The organism is Burkholderia sp. 22PA0106 (genome assembly GCF_047497155.1).
Taxonomy (GTDB): Bacteria; Pseudomonadota; Gammaproteobacteria; order Burkholderiales; family Burkholderiaceae; genus Burkholderia.
The window spans coordinates 1,235,212-1,252,205 of the sequence record NZ_CP163163.1; the positions used below are offsets into that span (position 1 = coordinate 1,235,212).

General features: G+C 68.1%; 14 protein-coding genes. 11 read left to right on the plus strand and 3 right to left on the minus strand.

Going from position 1 to position 16,994, the window contains the following annotated elements:
• The 3 genes from AB4850_RS20490 (at window position 1) to AB4850_RS20500 (ending at window position 2,724) form a co-directional block, all read left to right on the plus strand.
• Entirely contained in the window at window positions 1-933 is a 933-nt protein-coding gene (locus AB4850_RS20490; protein ID WP_414444823.1) for a VOC family protein, read from the plus strand.
• Between the two features lie 85 nt (window positions 934-1,018).
• Window positions 1,019-2,155 (plus strand): porin, encoded by a 1,137-nt coding sequence (locus AB4850_RS20495; RefSeq protein WP_414444824.1) that lies wholly within the window; start codon window positions 1,019-1,021, stop codon window positions 2,153-2,155.
• Window positions 2,156-2,301: 146 nt separating this feature from the next.
• Window positions 2,302-2,724 carry a TerB family tellurite resistance protein gene (locus tag AB4850_RS20500; protein WP_414444825.1) on the plus strand — a complete coding sequence of 141 codons (423 nt, stop codon included), beginning with the start codon at window positions 2,302-2,304 and terminating at the stop codon, window positions 2,722-2,724.
• A gap of 34 nt (window positions 2,725-2,758) precedes the next feature.
• Here the strand turns inward: AB4850_RS20500 and AB4850_RS20505 are convergent, their stop codons facing one another.
• Window positions 2,759-3,478 carry a GntR family transcriptional regulator gene (locus AB4850_RS20505; RefSeq protein WP_414444826.1) on the minus strand — a complete coding sequence of 240 codons (720 nt, stop codon included), beginning with the start codon at window positions 3,476-3,478 and terminating at the stop codon, window positions 2,759-2,761.
• A gap of 173 nt (window positions 3,479-3,651) precedes the next feature.
• On the opposite strand from AB4850_RS20505, the gene AB4850_RS20510 reads away from it, so the two are divergent.
• From AB4850_RS20510 to AB4850_RS20540, 7 genes are all read left to right on the plus strand, one after another.
• On the plus strand, window positions 3,652-4,866 hold the full coding sequence (locus AB4850_RS20510) for a pyridoxal-phosphate-dependent aminotransferase family protein (protein WP_414444827.1): 1,215 nt from the start codon (window positions 3,652-3,654) through the stop codon (window positions 4,864-4,866).
• A 141-nt stretch (window positions 4,867-5,007) separates the two neighbouring features.
• A complete protein-coding gene (locus tag AB4850_RS20515; protein ID WP_414444828.1) occupies window positions 5,008-6,291 on the plus strand; it encodes an MFS transporter in 1,284 nt (427 codons plus the stop codon).
• Window positions 6,292-6,351: 60 nt separating this feature from the next.
• The gene (locus AB4850_RS20520; protein ID WP_414444829.1) at window positions 6,352-7,140 is read left to right on the plus strand and encodes a 2-keto-4-pentenoate hydratase; all 789 of its coding nucleotides are present in this window, start codon (window positions 6,352-6,354) and stop codon (window positions 7,138-7,140) included.
• A 188-nt stretch (window positions 7,141-7,328) separates the two neighbouring features.
• The gene (locus AB4850_RS20525) at window positions 7,329-8,879 is read left to right on the plus strand and encodes a methyl-accepting chemotaxis protein (protein ID WP_414444830.1); all 1,551 of its coding nucleotides are present in this window, start codon (window positions 7,329-7,331) and stop codon (window positions 8,877-8,879) included.
• A 116-nt stretch (window positions 8,880-8,995) separates the two neighbouring features.
• The gene (locus tag AB4850_RS20530; RefSeq protein WP_414444831.1) at window positions 8,996-9,730 is read left to right on the plus strand and encodes a gluconate 2-dehydrogenase subunit 3 family protein; all 735 of its coding nucleotides are present in this window, start codon (window positions 8,996-8,998) and stop codon (window positions 9,728-9,730) included.
• Window positions 9,731-9,732: 2 nt separating this feature from the next.
• Window positions 9,733-11,514 (plus strand): GMC family oxidoreductase, encoded by a 1,782-nt coding sequence (locus AB4850_RS20535; protein ID WP_414444832.1) that lies wholly within the window; start codon window positions 9,733-9,735, stop codon window positions 11,512-11,514.
• Window positions 11,515-11,528: 14 nt separating this feature from the next.
• Entirely contained in the window at window positions 11,529-12,827 is a 1,299-nt protein-coding gene (locus tag AB4850_RS20540) for a c-type cytochrome (RefSeq protein WP_414444833.1), read from the plus strand.
• An 83-nt stretch (window positions 12,828-12,910) separates the two neighbouring features.
• Here AB4850_RS20540 and AB4850_RS20545 read toward each other — a convergent pair whose 3' ends face one another.
• Entirely contained in the window at window positions 12,911-13,996 is a 1,086-nt protein-coding gene (locus AB4850_RS20545) for an acyltransferase family protein (RefSeq protein ID WP_414444834.1), read from the minus strand.
• 249 nt (window positions 13,997-14,245) lie between these two features.
• Here AB4850_RS20545 and AB4850_RS20550 point away from each other — a divergent pair, with 249 nt between their 5' ends.
• Entirely contained in the window at window positions 14,246-16,207 is a 1,962-nt protein-coding gene (locus AB4850_RS20550; RefSeq protein WP_414444835.1) for a methyl-accepting chemotaxis protein, read from the plus strand.
• Window positions 16,208-16,242: 35 nt separating this feature from the next.
• Here the strand turns inward: AB4850_RS20550 and AB4850_RS20555 are convergent, their stop codons facing one another.
• The gene (locus AB4850_RS20555; protein WP_414444836.1) at window positions 16,243-16,971 is read right to left on the minus strand and encodes a GntR family transcriptional regulator; all 729 of its coding nucleotides are present in this window, start codon (window positions 16,969-16,971) and stop codon (window positions 16,243-16,245) included.
• Between the last annotated feature and the right edge of the window lie 23 nt (window positions 16,972-16,994).

Below are 16,994 nucleotides of genomic sequence, written 5' to 3' on the forward strand. Positions count from 1 at the left end.
ATGAGCGGAGCCTTGTCCCCCGCGCCGCGCGCGGGCGTGCATTCGATCGATCACTTCGCGCTGAACGTGCCGTCGATCGACGAGGCCGAGCGCTTCTTCGGCGCGTTCGGTCTGACGGTGACGCGCGCCGGCGCGCGCGCCGATGAACTGGAAGTGCGCGCGGCCGACGGCTGGCGCTGGGCGCGCGTGCTGCCGGCCGCACGCAAATCGCTGGCCTACCTGAGCTTCAACTGCTTCGACGGCGATCTCGACGCGCTGCGCGAGCAGGCCCGCGCGGCGGGCGCGCGCTTCGCGGCCGGGCCGGACGCGGCGGGGTTCTGGTTCCACGATCCGGACGGCAACCTGATCCAGGTGAAGGCCGGGCCGAAGACGAGCCCGGCCGCGAAGGCGCCGCGCGACGTGGCGGGCACGCCGGCCGACCGGCGCGGCAACTGCACGCGGCGCGAGGTGCGGACGGTGCGGCCCGCGCGGCTGTCGCACGTGCTGCTGTTCTCGCCGGACGTGCTCGGCGCGATCGATTTCTATCGCGACGCGCTCGGCCTGCGGCTGTCCGACAAGTCGCTCGACCTGATCGCGTTCACCCATGCGCCGCATGGCAGCGATCACCATCTCGTCGCGTTCGCGAAGAGCGGCGCACGAGGCTGGCATCACGCCGCGTGGGACGTCGACGACGTGAACCGGGTAGGCGAGGGCGCCGCGCAGATGGCCGCGGCCGGCTACGCGAAGGGTTGGGGCACGGGCCGGCATGTGCTCGGCTCGAACTATTTCCATTACGTCGAGGACCCGTGGGGTTCGTTCTGCGAGTACTCGGCGGACATCGATTACGTGTCGGCCGGGCAGGCATGGCCCGCCGGTGATTTCGCACCGGAGGATTCGCTGTATCTCTGGGGGCCGGCGGTCCCCGAGAACTTCACGCGCAACAGCGAGGCTTGACGGAGGCAGGCGCAAACGCATTCGCAACACCCGCAGCACCCGTAACACCCGCAACACCACAACAATCAAATAGACGGATGGAGACATGAAGGTCAAGACGATCATGGCGGCCTGCGCGCTCGCGCTCGGCTGCGGCGCGCACGCGCAAAGCAGCGTCACGCTGTACGGCATTCTGGATACCGGCGTGGAGCTGGTCACGCACGCCGGCCCGACGGGCGGGCACGTGGTGCGGATGCCGGGCATCACCGGCTCGGTGCCCTCGCGCTGGGGCGTGCGCGGCACCGAGGATCTCGGCGGCGGCTACGCGGCGACGTTCGTGCTGGAGGACGGCTTCAACGTGCGCTCGGGCGACGTCAATCAGGGCGGCCGGCTGTTCGGGCGGCAGGCCTGGGTGGGCGTGACGAACCGCTACGGCACGCTGAGCTTCGGCCGGCAATACACCATGTCGTACTGGGCGATCCTCGATTCGGACCAGCTCGGCCCCGACATCTACGGCGGCGTCGGCTCGATCGATTCCTACATTCCGAACGCGCGCAGCGACAACACCCTCGCCTACAAGGGCAGCTTCAGCGGCGTCACGCTCGGCGGCACCTATTCGTTCGGCCGCGATTCGGCCGGCAGCGGCAATTCGCCGGGCCAGGGCACTTGCGCGGGATCGCTGCCCGGAAACTTCAACGCGTGCCGTCAATGGTCAGTACTCCTGCGGTATGACGCGGATCACTTCGGCGTGGCGGCGGCCTACGACGAGCAGCGCGGCGGCCCCGGCGCGGCGGCCAACCTGTTCAACGGCACCGCCGCGATCGCGCTGACCGACAGCGGCGACAAGGACCTGCGCATGCAGTTGAACGGCTACCTGAAGGCCGGCGCGTTCAAGCTCGGCGCGGGCTGGCTCGGGCGGCGCGTGGAAGTGGCCGGGCCGGGGCTGGCCGGCGTGCGCAGCGACATCTTCTATGTGACGGGCTCGTACCTGGCGACGCCGACCGTGATCGTCGATGGCGGCATCTACCGTACCGTCGACAGCGCGCAGGACACGCGCGCGACGCTGGCGGCGCTGCGCGGCACGTATCTGCTGTCGAAGCAGAGCAGCGTCTATCTGCAAACCGGCTACGTGTTCAACAGCGCGAAGGCGCGCTACACGCTGAGCCAGGGCGGCCCGGGCACCACGCCGAACGCGGGCGTGGGCCAGCTCGGCGTGATGGCCGGCATCCGCCACAACTTCTGAGGCCGCCCGCGCCGCACTCGGGGGGCGCGGAAGGTTCGGTTTTTACGAACTGAAGCGTATTGAAATGCTGGTTTTTCCGATGCCGTGATTCGCCGATACTGGCGCATCTTCAACCACGCGGATCGAACCGCAACGGAAATCACGCCATGCGCAGCTATCGTCGTAACAGTCCTCAAGCCGCCGCCCGTATCGTCGCCCTGGTGATGATCGCGGACGGCCACGTCGACGCCAACGAGGAGCGGATGCTGGCGCGGCTCGGCGTGATCGCGCGGCTGGGCCTGCGCCCCGGCGAGTTCGACAGCGTGGTGCAGGCCTTGTGCGAAGACATGGAAATCGGCAGCGGCAGCGGCTTCGACGCCACGGCGCACGCGCCCTTGCTGGCCGAGGTCGACGATCCGGCGTTGCGCCGGGTGGTGCTGCGAGCGTGCCTGGCGGTGGCGTCGGCCGACGATTATCTGGCCGACGGCGAAGTCGCCATGCTGGCGGCGATCTTCGATGCGTGGGTGGTGCCGGCGCCGACGCCGACGCCGGTGCAGGGCATGGCTCGCACGATGGCGGTGGCCGCGTAAGCGCGCGGCAAGCGTCGCAACACCGGCGGCCGGCTCAGGCGCGGCCGCCCGCCGCGCTGGCCTGCGCGGCGGCGTCGAGTTGCAGCACCGCGTCGCGCTTGTCGAGCAGGTGGCGGCGAAGGATTTGCGCGAGCCGCGCGCCGTCGCGCGCTTCGAGCGCCTCGATCATGTCGGCGTGGTCGTGGATCGCGCGATCCCATTTCGCACTCTGGAAGTTCGAACGAAACCGCAGCGCCTGCAGCTTGCGGTTGATCGCGAGGTAGGTTTGCCGCAGCGCCGCGTTGCGCGCCGCCACGTTGATCAGATCGTGAATTTCGCGGTTGCGGCTGTAGTAGCCGGCCAGGTCCTGCCGCGCGCGGCAGGCCAGCATCGCGTAGTGCAGCGCCTTGATCGTGTCGATCTCCTCGGCCGTGATGCGATCGCAGGCCAGTTCGCCCGAAAACGCCTCCAGCCCGCTCATCAACTCGAAGGTCTCGCGAATCTCGGCCTCCGACATCTTCGACACCGACGCGCCGCGGTTCGGCGCGATATCCACCAGCCCCTCCGCTTCGAGCACCTTCAGCGCCTCGCGCAGCGGCGTGCGCGAAATGCCGAGCATCTCGCAGATCTCCCGTTCGTTGAGCTTTTGCCCCGGTTCGAGCGTGCCTTCGACGATGAAGTTGCGCAGATGCTCGACCACCGTGTCGTGCAGGCGTTGCCGCTCGACCGGAGGCAGCACGGCGCGCGGAGGGGAGGCGGGGGTGTCATTTTGCATACAAAAAACGGATAAATCGTCAAGGCACCGATTTTACACGAAGGCCATCCCGCCATAATTTTGAGAAATGTCTCGAAATGTACGCGGGTAAACCACGTGCAGATTGCGGTTGTGGTTCGCCGCTTGGGAGGAATATAGTTTTTTGCATGCAAAATTCAACCAGGAGAACACGCATGCTCAAGCTGGATTTCCATCCCTCTGGCCGCCACTTCCTTCAGATCCCGGGGCCGAGCCCGGTGCCGGACCGGATCCTGCGCGCGATGAGCTACCCGACCATCGACCATCGCGGCCCGGAATTCGGCGCGCTGGGCCTGAAAGTGTTGAGCGGCATCCAGGCGATCTTCAAGACGCGTCAGCCGGTGGTGATCTACCCGGCGTCGGGCACCGGCGCGTGGGAGGCGGCGCTCGCCAACACCATGAGCCCCGGCGACACCGTGCTGATGTACGAGACGGGCCAGTTCGCCACGCTCTGGAAGCGCATGGCCGAGAACCTCGGCCTGAAGCCCGAATTCATCGGCGGCGAGGACGACTGGCGGCGCGGCGTGGACGCGAACCGGATCGAGGCGCGGCTGCGCGAGGATCGCGAGCACCGCATCCGGGGCGTCTGCGTGGTCCATAACGAAACCTCCACGGGCGTGACCTCCGACATCGCCGCTGTGCGCGCGGCCATCGACGCGGCCGGCCACCCGGCGCTGCTGCTGGTCGACACGATCTCCGGGCTGGCCAGCGCCGATTACCGGCACGACGAATGGGGCGTGGACGTCACCATCTCCGGCTCGCAGAAGGGCCTGATGCTGCCGCCGGGCATCAGCTTCAACGCGGTGTCGCAGAAGGCGCTGGCCGCCAGCGCGGATGCCAAGCTGCCGCGCAGCTTCTGGGGCTGGGCCGAGATCATCGAGATGAACAAGGGCGGCTACTGGCCGTACACGCCGAACACGAACCTGCTCTACGGCCTGTCGGAAGCGCTCGACATGCTGGCCGACGAGGGGCTCGACCAGGTGTTCGCGCGCCATCAGCGGCTCGCGCAGGCCTGCCGCCACGCCGTGCAGGGCTGGGGCCTGGAGATCCAGTGCGCCGATCCGGCCGTCTACAGCCCGGTGCTGACCGGCGTGCGGATGCCCGATGGCGTCGATGCCGACGCGGTGCGCAAGATCGTGTACGAGCGCTTCGACATGTCGCTCGGGGCGGGGCTCGGCAAGCTCAAGGGGCAGATGTTCCGCATCGGCCACCTCGGCGACTGCAACGACCTGACGCTGATGGCCACGCTGGCCGGCTGCGAGATGGGGTTGCGGATCGCCGGTGTGCCGCTGGCGGCCAGCGGCCTGCCGGCCGCGATGGATTACCTGGCCGCGCAAGCCGTGCGCACCCCGCTCAAAGCGGCGGCCTGAGCCCGGCGCCGGGCCGGGCGGCGCGCGCGGCACGCTGCGCACCGCACCGGCCACGCCCATTCCGTGATTCGCCTCGCGCAACGCACGCGGGGCAGGCAGTGTCGTGGCGGCAAGACCTATTCCAACATTCGGAGACACACGATGAAACGGTATCGATTGACGAGCGCGACGAACGTCGTGCTCGTCATGTTGTGCGTCATGTATTTCATCACCTACCTCGACCGCGTCAACGTCAGCACCGCGGCGGTCGGTTTCGGCAAGGAGTTCGGCCTGTCCCACACCGAGGTGGGGCTGGTGTTCTCGGCCTTCGCGTATCCCTATCTGGTGTTCCAGATCATCGGCGGCTGGGTCAGCGACCGCTTCGGCGCGCGCAAGACGCTGATCGCGTGCGGCGCCGTGTGGGGCGTGGCGACCTTGCTGACCGGCATGGCGGGCGGGCTCGTGTCGCTGCTGGCGGCGCGGCTCTTGCTGGGTTTCGGCGAGGGCGCCACGTTCCCGGCCGCCACCGCCGCGATGTCGCGCTGGGTGGCGAAGGATCGGCGTGGCTTCGCGCAGGGCATCACGCATGCGGCGTCCCGCGTGGGCAATGCGCTCGCGCCGGCGGCGGTGGTGCTGATGATGGCGAACTTCGGCTGGCGCGCGGCGTTCTTTCTGTGCGGCGCGCTGAGCCTGTGCTGGGTGATCGGCTGGTGGCTGACCTACACCGAGCAGCCGCGCGACCACCCGCGCATCACCGAGGCCGAACTGGCGATCCTGCCGCCGCCGAAGCCGCGCGCGACGCGCGTGCGCTGGGGCGCGCTGTTTCGGCGGATGCTGCCGGTCACGCTGGTCTATTTCTGCTACGGCTGGACGCTGTGGCTGTTCCTGAGCTGGATCCCGCAGTTCTTCCTGCATCACTACCACCAGAACCTGCAGACCTCGGCGCTGTTCTCGTCGGTGGTGTTCCTGGCGGGCGTGCTCGGCGACACGGTGGGCGGCGTCGTGACCGACCGCATCCTGCGCCGCACCGGCAGCCTCGCGCGGGCGCGCAGCGGCATGGTGTCGGTCTGCATGCTGCTGACGCTGGTGGTGATGGTGCCGCTCGCGTTCGTGCACGGCATCGGGGCGGCCACCACCTGCCTGGCGCTCGGCTTCTTCTTCGCCGAGATGACGATCGGGCCGATGTGGGCGATTCCGATGGATATCGCGCCGGAATTCTCGGGCACCGCCAGCGGCATGATGAACACCGGCTCGGCGCTGGCGGCGATCGTCTCGCCGGTGATCGGCGGCGCGCTGATCGACCGCTTCGGCAGTTGGGAGCTGCCGTTCTACGTGAGCATGGCGCTGATGGCGGTGGGCGTGGTGTGCGCGTTCCGCATGCACCCGGAACGGCGCTTCGACAACGCCGAACCCGATGCGGCCGTCGCCTCGCATCAAGGCGTCTGAATCGGGGCATTTGAGCGTGCGTTTCTTTTTGTTTTGAAATCCAACCAGGAGCATCGACGCGTGAGTCTTTCCCTCGAACCCCGGCAGCGCGGCGCGGCGGCGCCGCTCGCCCGGGCACTGGCCGCCGCCTGGCGCGACGGCACCCGGCTCGACCCGGCGCAGAGCGCGGGCGTGCTGCCCGACGCGCAAGCGGCCTACGATACCCAGCACGCCGTGCTCGCTGCGCTCGGCGCGCAGGTCGGCGGCTGGAAAGTGGGCGGCAAGGGCGCGGACGGCCCGGCGCAAGGCGCGCCGCTGCCCACCATCGCGCTGCATCCGAGCGGCGCGCGGCTCGCGCGCGATCCGGCCGCGCCGTTCGGCCTGGAGCTGGAAATCGGCTTTCGCTTCGGCCGCTCCTTTACGCCGCGCGCCGAATGCTACAGCGAGGACGAGGTGCTGGCCGCGATCGCCTCGATGGTGCCGACCATCGAGGTGGTCACGAGCCGCTGGGCCGGCTGGCCCGAGGTCGATCGCTTCGCACAACTGGCCGATTTGCAGAACCACGGCGCGCTGATCGTGGGCGAGCCGGTGCCGTACGACGCGGCGTATCCGTTCGTGTCGCCGGCGCTGTCGTTCAGGTTTTCCGGCGAGCCGGCGGCGCCCGCCGCCACCGGCAGCAACCCGGCCGTCGACCCGCGCCGCCTGCTGACCTGGCTGGTCAATCACAGCGCCGTCGAGCGCGGCATCGCGGTCACGCCGGAGCAGATCGTGACGACCGGTTCCTATATCGGCATGGTGTTCCCGGCGGGGCCGGGCCTGGCCGAAGGGCGCTTCGACGGGTTGCCGCCGATCCGCCTGGAAGTCGCCTGAGCCTTGCCGGACGGGGGATTCGGCCGTTTCGCGGTGGCTTTGGCGGCACCACGCGACGTGCCGAATCGCTAGCACGTTTGCGGGATTTATTAAATCAGATGAAACGCTAAAGTTAATTAAGCGATCGCCGTAAACGTTCTCATGCGTGGCCGTTAACGACACAGTGTGTACCCCCGGAGAACAACAAAATGAAGTTTGGTAAAGCAGGCTTTTCGCTGCAAACGCGGATAGCCCTGACGATGTGTTTTCTTGCCGTTCTGATGGTTGCCATCGGTGCATTGGGCTTGCTCGGCACGATCCGGGCCAACCATGCCAATCAGGACACCTACGAGAACAAGCTGACCGCCGCGACCAACATCGGCAACGCCGAGATCTACATCGCCCGCACGCGCCTCGTGCTCGACCGCCTGGCGCTGCACCCCGACGATCCGAAGGCGCAGGAGCAGATCGAGCGCGCCACCGGCTTCTTCGCGAAGTCCGACGAGTGGTGGCAGACCTTCGTCAAGCAGCCGCACGAAAAAAGCGAAGCCGACCTGATCGACGAGGCCACCTCGCGCCGCGCCACCATGCGCGACGCGGTGGCGGGCTTCATCGATGCGATCCGCGCGCACGACGCCGCGCGCATCGACACCATCGCCATGACGCAGCTCTCCGCGCTCTACAACGCGATGAGCGCGGCCAACGACAAGGTCAAGGAGGCGCTCTACGCGAACGCCAAGACCAACTACGAGGCCGCCGAGGCGAGCTTCCGCGTGTATTCGGCGCTGTCGATCGCGATGATCGCGATCGGCGTGATCGCGGCCGGCTTCAGCTGGTTCTCGCTGCGCCGCGCCATCATGAGGCCGCTCAACGACGCGCTCTCGCACTTCGAATCGATCGCGCAGGGCGACCTGCAGCGCCGCATCGACGTGCACGCCGACGACGAGATGGGCATGTTGCTGCGCGGCGTGGCCGCGATGCAGACGAGCCTGGCCGGCACCGTGCGCGAGGTGCGCAGCAGCACCGAATCGATCGCCACGGCCACCCAGCAGATCGCCTCGGGCACGCTCGACCTGTCGGTGCGCACCGAGGAGCAGGCCGCCTCGCTGGAGGAAACCGCCGCGAGCATGAGCGAGCTGACCGCCACCGTGAAGCAGAACGCCGAGAGCGCGCACACCGGCCGCCGTCTGGCCGACAACGCCTCGAGCGTGGCCGCGCGCGGCAACGACGTGGTGGAGCGGGTGGTGGGCACGATGGGCGGCATCGACAGCAGCTCGCGCAAGATCTCGGACATCACCGGGATCATCGAGGGCATCGCGTTCCAGACCAACATCCTGGCGCTGAACGCCGCGGTGGAAGCGGCGCGCGCCGGCGAGCAGGGCCGCGGTTTCGCGGTGGTGGCCAGCGAAGTGCGCAGCCTCGCGCAGCGCTCGTCGGCCTCGGCGAAGGAAATCAAGGAATTGATCGGCGAATCGGTGCAAACGATTGCCGAGGGCAGCGAACTGGTGGCCGACGCGGGCCGCACCATGCAGGAAGTGCTGGGCGCGGTGCGCGACGTGGCGACCATCATGAACGAGATCGCCGCCGCCGCCGAACAGCAGCGCATGGGCATCGAGCAGGTGGACACCGCCGTCAGCCAGATGGATTCGATCACGCAGCAGAACGCGGCGCTGGTCGAGCAGGCGACCGCGGCGGCGCAGGCCCTGAGCGAGCAGTCGACCCGCATGCGCGGCCACGTCGAGACGTTCAAGCTGGCCTGACCGGCGCGAACGCAGCGTTTTCGCAGTTGTTGATGGGCCGCGCAACGCACGCGGCCCCGAAATACCGACGCAGTACCGCTTGCAGTGCCTCTCTTTCTCCACAACACGATTCGACAATGACGACAGCGAAAGATCGCAGCCGGCGGAGCTTTCTCAAGGGCTCCATCGCGATTGCACCCATAGCCGTGGTCGGGATCACCGGCGCCGTGGCGAGCAGCAGCCCGCCCACGCCCGCGCCGGGCCTGCCGCCCGCCGACCGGCCCACCGTCGAGCACTACACCCCCGGCTATTTCACGCCGGAGGAATGGGCGTTCGTCAACGCCGCCTGCGACGTGCTGATCCCGAAGGACGACATCGGTCCGGGCGCGGTCGAACTCGGCGTGCCGCAGTACATCGACCGCCAGATGCAGACGCCGTACGGCGATGCGGCCCGCTGGTACATGCAGGGGCCGTTCTTCAAGGTCGAGCCCGAGTTCGGCTACCAGTCGAAGCTCACGCCGAAGGAGCAATACCGGCTCGGCATCCGCGCGATCAACGCCTACAGCCGCGCGCATTTCGGCGGCAAGGCGTTCGCCGACCTGGGCCACGCGCAGGGGACCGCTTTCATCAAGAAGATCGAATCGGGCGAGATCAAGTCCGACGACTTCAACTTCAAGGGATTCCTGAACGGTTTCCTGCTGAAGAACGTGATGGAAGGCTATTTCGGCGATCCGTCCTACGGCGGCAACAAGGACATGGCCGCCTGGAAGATGATCGGCTACCCCGGCGTGCGCGCCGACTACCTGGAGTTCGTGGGCGAGGCCAAGCCTTATCCCTACGCGCCCGTCAGTCTCTACGGCAAGCGAGGATAAGCATGGCGAGCATCAAGAAAAAGCCGGTCGACTGCGTGATCGTCGGCTTCGGCTGGACCGGCGCGATCATGGCGATCGAACTGGCCAACGCGGGTTTGAACGTGGTGGCGCTGGAGCGCGGCGACGCACGCGAGACGGTGCCCGATTTCGCGTATCCGCAGATCGTCGACGAGATCAAGTATTCGGCGCGCAACGCGCTGCTGCAGAACCTCTCGAAGACCACCGTCACCAACCGCCACACGAAAGACCAGACCGCCGTGCCGTATCGGCAGATCGGTTCGTTCAAGCCGGGCGAGGGCGTGGGCGGCGCGGGCTCGCACTGGTCGGGCGTGCAGTCGCGCGTGATGCCGGACGAGCTGCGCTACAAGAGCCACATCACCGAGCGCTACGGCGCGAAGTTCATCCCCGAAGGCATGAACCTGCAGGATTGGGGCGTGACCTACGACGAGCTCGAACCGAGCTTCGACCGCTTCGAGCGCGTGTGCGGCACCTCGGGCGTGGCGGGCAATCTCGACGGCAAGCCGACCGGCGTGGGCAACCCGTTCGAAGGCCGCCGCAGCGGCGCCTATCCGTTGCCGCCGCTGACCGACCACCCCACCGGCAAGCTGTTCGCGGCCGCCGCCAAGGGCCTCGGCTACCAGCCGTTCGCGCTGCCGGCCGGCAACGCGTCCGGCCCGTACACCAACGAATACGGCTGCCAGCTCGGGCCGTGCAACTTCTGCGGCTTCTGCAGCGATTACGGCTGCCTGAACTATTCGAAGGCCTCGCCGCAAACGGCGATCATCCCCGCGCTGCTGCGCAAGCCGAATTTCGAGCTGCGCGTCAATTCGCACGTGATCAAGGTCAACACCGACGCGAGCGGCAAGCGCGCGACCGGCGTGACCTATATCGATCACGAAGGCAACGAGGTCGAGCAGCCGGCCGAGATGGTCGTGCTGGCCGCGTTCCAGTTGCACAACGTGCACCTGATGCTGCTCTCGAAGATCGGCCAGCCGTTCAATCCGGACACCAACGAAGGCACGGTCGGCCGCAACTTCTGCTACCAGCTGCTGAACAGCGTGAACATGTTCTGGGACAAGGACACGTACATCAACCAGTTCATGGGCGCGGGCGGCGGCGGCCAGGCGATCGAGGAGTTCAACGCGGACAACTTCGATCACGCGCAACTGGGCTTCATCGGCGGCGGCATCATCTGGGGCCGCCAGACCGGCAACGGCCCGGTGCGCGGCATTCCGCTGCCCAAGGGCACGCCGAAGTGGGGCAGCGAGTGGAAGCAGGCCGTCAAGGACAACTTCCTGCACACCGGCCGCATCGAATCGCAGTGCAGCAACATGGCGTATCGCAATTGCTTCCTCGATCTCGATCCGAATTATCGGGATGCCTACGGTTCGCCGCTACTGCGCCTGACGCTCGACTGGCAGGACAACGACCTGCGCGCCTCGGAATACGTGGCCGGCAAGATGATGGAGATCGGCCGCGCGATGAATCCGAAGTCGATCTCCGGCCGCATCCTGAAGCCGGGCACGCACTGGGACACGCGCGCGTACCAGAGCACGCACATCAGCGGCGGCACGGCGATGGGCGCCGATCCGAAGACGAGCGTGGTCAACAAGTACCTGCAAAGCTGGGACGTGCCGAACCTGTTCGTGATGGGCGCGAACGTGTTCGCGCACGGCCTCGGCTATAACCCGACGGGGCTGGTGGGCGGTCTCGCTTACTGGGCGGCGAGCAACATCCGCTCGCAATACCTGAAGAATCCCGGCGCCGCCATGGTGCAGGTCTGAGCGAGCGACAAGACATGCGGAAAATCATTACTGGAGTGGTGGCGGCCGGCGTGGTGGCGGTCGGCGCCTTGTGGGCATTCGCCTCGGTCACGCCGGGCGCGAACCTCGATGCGGCGCTCGCCACGCGCCGCGGCGACGCCGTGCACGGCGCGTATCTGGCGCGGGCCGGCGACTGCATCGCCTGTCACACGGCGAAGGGCGGCACGCCGTTCGCGGGCGGCCTGCCGTTCGCGACGCCGGTCGGCACGATCTATTCGACCAACATCACCGCCGACCGCGATCACGGCATCGGCGGCTACACGTTCGACGAGTTCGTGCTGGCGATGCGCGAGGGCGTGGCCAAGGGCGGCAAGCATCTGTACCCGGCGATGCCGTTCACGTCGTATGCGAAGGTGTCGGACGCGGATCTGCAGGACCTGTACGCGTACTTCACCACGCAGGTGCCGGCCTCGGCGCAGCCGAACCGCGCCTCGGCGATCCCCTGGCCCTTGAGCGTGCGCTGGCCGCTCGCCTACTGGAACCGCGCGTTCCATGACGATTCGCGCTTCGTGGCCGATGCCGCGAAGAGCGTCGAATGGAATCGCGGCGCCTATCTCGTGCAGGGCCTCGCGCACTGCAGCACCTGCCACACGCCGCGCGGCGCGGCGTTCCAGGAGCTGGACGTGAGCGGCAAGAGCGATCAGTACCTGGCCGGCGCGTCGCTCGACGGCACCGCGCCGATCAACCTGCGCTCGTCGGCGGGTGGCGGGCTGGAGGCCTGGTCGGTGGACGACGTGGTGGCGACCCTGAAGACGGGCCGCAATCCGCATTCGTCGGTGTCCGGGCCGATGGGCGAGGTGGTCGAGCACAGCACGCAGTATCTGAGCGATGCGGACCTGAAGGCGATGGCCGTCTATCTGAAGAGCCTGGGCGCGCCGCCGCAAACCGCGTCGTTCCATCCCGACGACGCCACCGTCAAGGCGATTCTCGGCGGGACGGTGCAGGGGCGCGGCGCCGAGGTGTATCTCGACAGTTGCGCGGCCTGCCACCGCGTGAACGGCAAGGGCGCATCGGGCGTGTTCCCGTCGCTCGTCGACAATCCGATGGTCACGCAGGCCAACCCGGATTCGCTGATCGCCGTGATTCTGGCCGGTTCGCGCCTGCCGTCGACGCAGACGGCGCCGTCGCGGCTGGCGATGTCGGGTTTCGGCTGGCGTTACAACGACGAGGAGATCGCGCAACTGGCGAGCTTCGTGCGGTCGAGCTGGGGCAACCAGGGGCCGGCGGTCACGGCCAAACAGGTGGCTGCGGTGCGGGCGAAGACGGGCGGTTGAGGTTGGCCTGATTGGCCTGATGGTCTGATCGGGCCTGAAACGGGCCTGAACCGGGCGAAGGCGCTGCGCGAGCAGCGCCTTTTTCATGGCCGCCGCGACGCGCCGGTGCGACGCACGGGCAGGCGCGCGTGCAGCGCGTCGAAGCCGCGCAGCAGCGCGCGCTTGAACGGGCCGGCCAGCGGCTTTTCCACGACGACGTGCACGCCGAGCGCGAACCCGATCGCCAGCAGCAGCACGCCCCAGAACAGCAGCGTGCGGTCGATCGACGGCGAGGCCGCATTGAACAGCATGTAGCCGACGTTCTGGTGGATCAGATACAGCGGGTAGCTGATCGCGCCGAACCACACCCAGCGCGTGCCGCCGAGCAGCGGCGTGCGGCGCAGCGCGAGCCCGAGCATGACGGCGAAGAACGCGGTCATGACCGCGCCCACCACGTCCAGTCGAATGCCGGCGCCGAAGTTCTCGTTGAACGACGCCAGCAGCAGATGCTCCTGATACAGCGACAGCGCCCAGGCCGCGCCGACCAGCAGCAACCGCGAACGGTTCGGGCCGTGCTGACGCATCAGGTAGCACGCGGCCCCGCCGATGAACAGGCCGGCGTAATCGGTGATCAGGAAGCCCTTGAGCTTGATGAACGGGAACAGATCGACCAGCACCACGCCGATCAGCCAGACGAACAGCCAGCGTTCGGCGCGATGGATCTGCCCGACCAGCAGCAGGATGCCCACCAGCAGATAGAAGCGCAGCTCGGTGCCGAGCGACCAGTACGCGCCGTCGATCGGTTGCAGGCCGAAGCCGCCGCCGAGCCGGATCAGGTTGACGAGATATTGCGGCCAGCTTGCCGTGAAGCGCTCGCCGCCGAGCGCCAGCGTCACGAGGAACGTCACCGTGCAGCAGGCCCAGAACGCCGGCAGCAGCCGCGCGGCGCGCGACGCGACGAATTTGCCGAAGCGCGCCTCGCCGGCCGTCATCAGGATCACGAAACCGCTGATCATGAAGAACAGGTGCACGCCGAGGAAGCCGTACTGCGCGACCGGCTCCAGCGCCGGATAAAACATCCCGGTCAGGCCGTCGGCGGCATGGCCGCGGAACGCGTAGTGAAAGAACACGACGGCGAGGGCGGCGAGGAAGCGAAGCAGATCGAGTTCGGGAATGCGGTGGGACTTCACGGGCGGACGCGGTTGGAATCGCAGTGGCAGGGGCACGCCGGAGCGTGCGAGGTCGGGATCGGGCGGCGGAATTGTAGCCTACCGCCTTGCCCTGCCGAGCCGCCCGGATCATTGCAGAAAACCCTAAAGATTCCTTACGAATTGCCGATAAGCGCTTACGCCGCGGACTGTATTCGTGTTTCCGCCCGGCATTGTGCTCGAACCCCACGGTGCCGGGCGGCGACCTCTTTTTGGGATAACTCGTCCGATATGACTCTATTTGCCATGCGCCGCACCAGCATCGGGGTGCGGCTTGCCCTTTTTTCCTGCCTGCTGTTCGCGCTGAGCCTGGCCGCATTCGCCTGGGCGCTGACCCGCACGGCCGGCACTGAAGTGACCGACCAGGTGCTGCGGCGCATCGCCGAGAAGGACGCCTCGATCGCCGACACGATCGCGCTGTTCGACAAGGCGCTGATGGCCGAGGTCGGCCGCTCGATGACGCAATTCGAGGGCCTTTTGCCCGGGGCGTTTTCGATCGACCCCGCGCAAACGATTGACATCCAGGGCGCGGCCGCGCCGACGCTGAAAACCGGCGATCGCGTGCTCGATCTCGATTTTTCGATTCCCGACGATTTCCTTGCGCGCAGCGGCGCGATCGCGACGGTGTTCGCGCGGCGCGGCGACGATTTTCTCCGCGTCACGACCTCGCTGAAGAAGGCCGACGGCACGCGCGCGATCGGCACGCTGCTCGACCGCAAGGGGCCGGCCTGGGGGCCGGTGTCGAACGGCCGGGTGTATACAGGCCTCGCCGCGCTGTTCGGCAAACGTTACATCACGCAATACAAGCCGATTCGCGACGCGAGCGGCCAGGTGATCGGCGCGCTGTTCGTCGGCGTGGACGTGGGCGCGGAGATCGCGGCGATCGAGGACGGCATCCGCCGCCAGAAGATCGGAGAAAGCGGCTATTTCCTGGCGATGGATGCCTCCGACGGCCCCGATCGCGGCAAGTTCATCGTTCACCCGAACGCCGAGGGCAAGCACGGCGACGAAGCCGGCGCGCCGTTCGCGCGGATGCTGGAGATGAAGCGCGGCCAGCTCGAATACCGTTCCGCCGACGCGCTGTTCGGCGAAGCGGACGCGCGCGACAAGTACGTCGTATTCCTCACCGTGCCCGAATGGCACTGGCTGGTGGCCGGCATCGCGCCGCGCGACGAGGTGACGGCCGACGTGACGGCCACCCGCGACCGCTTCCTGCTGGTGGGGCTGGCGCTGGTGGCGCTGTTCGGCCTGCTGTTCGTGTGGGCGGTGCGGCGGCTCGTGAGCCGCCCGCTCGACGAGGCGGCGCGGGCCTCGGAGCGGCTTGCGGCGGGCGACCTGAGCGTGCGCATCGCGCAGGGCCAGCACGTGCGCGAGGACGAGATCGGCCGCTTGATTCGCGCGATCGACGGAATCGGTGACGGCCTCGCGCGGATCGTCGCGCAGGTGCGCGAGGGCGCGGCCGTGATGTCGTCGCGCACCGGGCAGATCGCCTCGGGCAGCGGCGACATCGCCGAACGGATCGCCGCGCAGGCCGGCAACCTGGAGCGCACGGCGGCCAGCATGGAGGAACTGACGTCCAACGTGCAGCAGAACGCCGATCACGCCGCGCAGGCCAACCAGCTCGTGTCGGGCGCGTCCGATGCGGCGCGCGCGGGCGGCGAGGCGGTGGGCCGCGTGGTGTCGACGATGGACGAGATCGGCCGCTCGTCGAACCGGATCGCCGACATCACGAGCGTGATCGAAAGCATCGCTTTCCAGACCAATATCCTGGCGTTGAACGCGGCCGTGGAGGCGGCGCGCGCCGGGGAGCAGGGCAAGGGCTTCGCGGTGGTGGCGGGCGAGGTGCGCGCGCTCGCGCAGCGCAGCGCGGCGTCGGTGCGCGAGATCGAGGCGCTGGTGGCCGAATCGGGCGCGACCGTCGAGCGCGGCGCGCGCATCGCGGGCGAGGCGAGCGCGGCGATGCAGGGCATCGTCGAGCGCGTGGGGCAGGTGCGCGTGATCATCGGCGAGATCAGTCAGGCCTCGCGCGAACAATCGCAGGCGATCGAGCAGGTCAATATCGCGGTGACGCAGATCGGCGAGGCCACGCAGCAGAACGCGCAGGTGGTGGACGAGGCGCAGCGCGAGGCGCTGGGCCTGCGAGGCGAGGCGGAGCAACTGGCCGAGGCGGTCAGCGTGTTCAAGCTGACGTAAGCCAAGCCGCGCCCGGGGCGGCGCGAGCTGCCCGCTCAGTTCTTCAGGAATCCTCCGAAGCGGGCGCGAATATCGTCGACCTGCGAGAGCGTGCCCGACAGATGCGCGCGCAGCGCCTGCTGCGCGCCGTCGGGGTCGCCGGCGGCAATCGCCGCGACGATCGCCGCGTGCTGCATCAGCACGCGCTCGGTCTTGCCGGGAATCGGCACATGCAGGTTGCGCAACCGGTCCAGATGGCCGCTCTGCTTGCGCACCAGCGCCCACAAACCCGTCACGTCGGCCGCCTCGTACATCAGGCGGTGAAACGCCTGATCGGCGTGCACGAATTCCACGTAGTTCTCGCGCGCCGCATGCATGCGCTGCAGCTCGATGCTGTCCTCCAGCCGCGCCACCAGCGCGGCGGGCGTGGCGCTGGCGAGCCGGTGCACGATCTCCAGCTCGATCGAGCGCCGCAGGAACAACTGCTGGCGCGCCAGCGTGACGTCGATCGAACTGACGACCGTGGCGTGCTGCGGAAAGATGTCCACCAGGCCTTCCTCTCCGAGCCGGATCAACGCGTCGCGGATCGGCGTCTGGCTCAGGCCGTACAGCGCGGCCAGTTCGGCGCGTTGCAGCACCGTGCCCGGCGCGATCCGCATGTCGACGATCAGCTCGCGCAGATGCTCGAACACCTGCGGCGCGGCATGGCGCGAACGGTCGAAGGACGGAGCGATCAGCTCGGGCAGGGCGGCGGCGGTGGGCGGGGCGGAAAGCGTCGGAGTCATGGTCGAAAGCGGAAAACATCGGC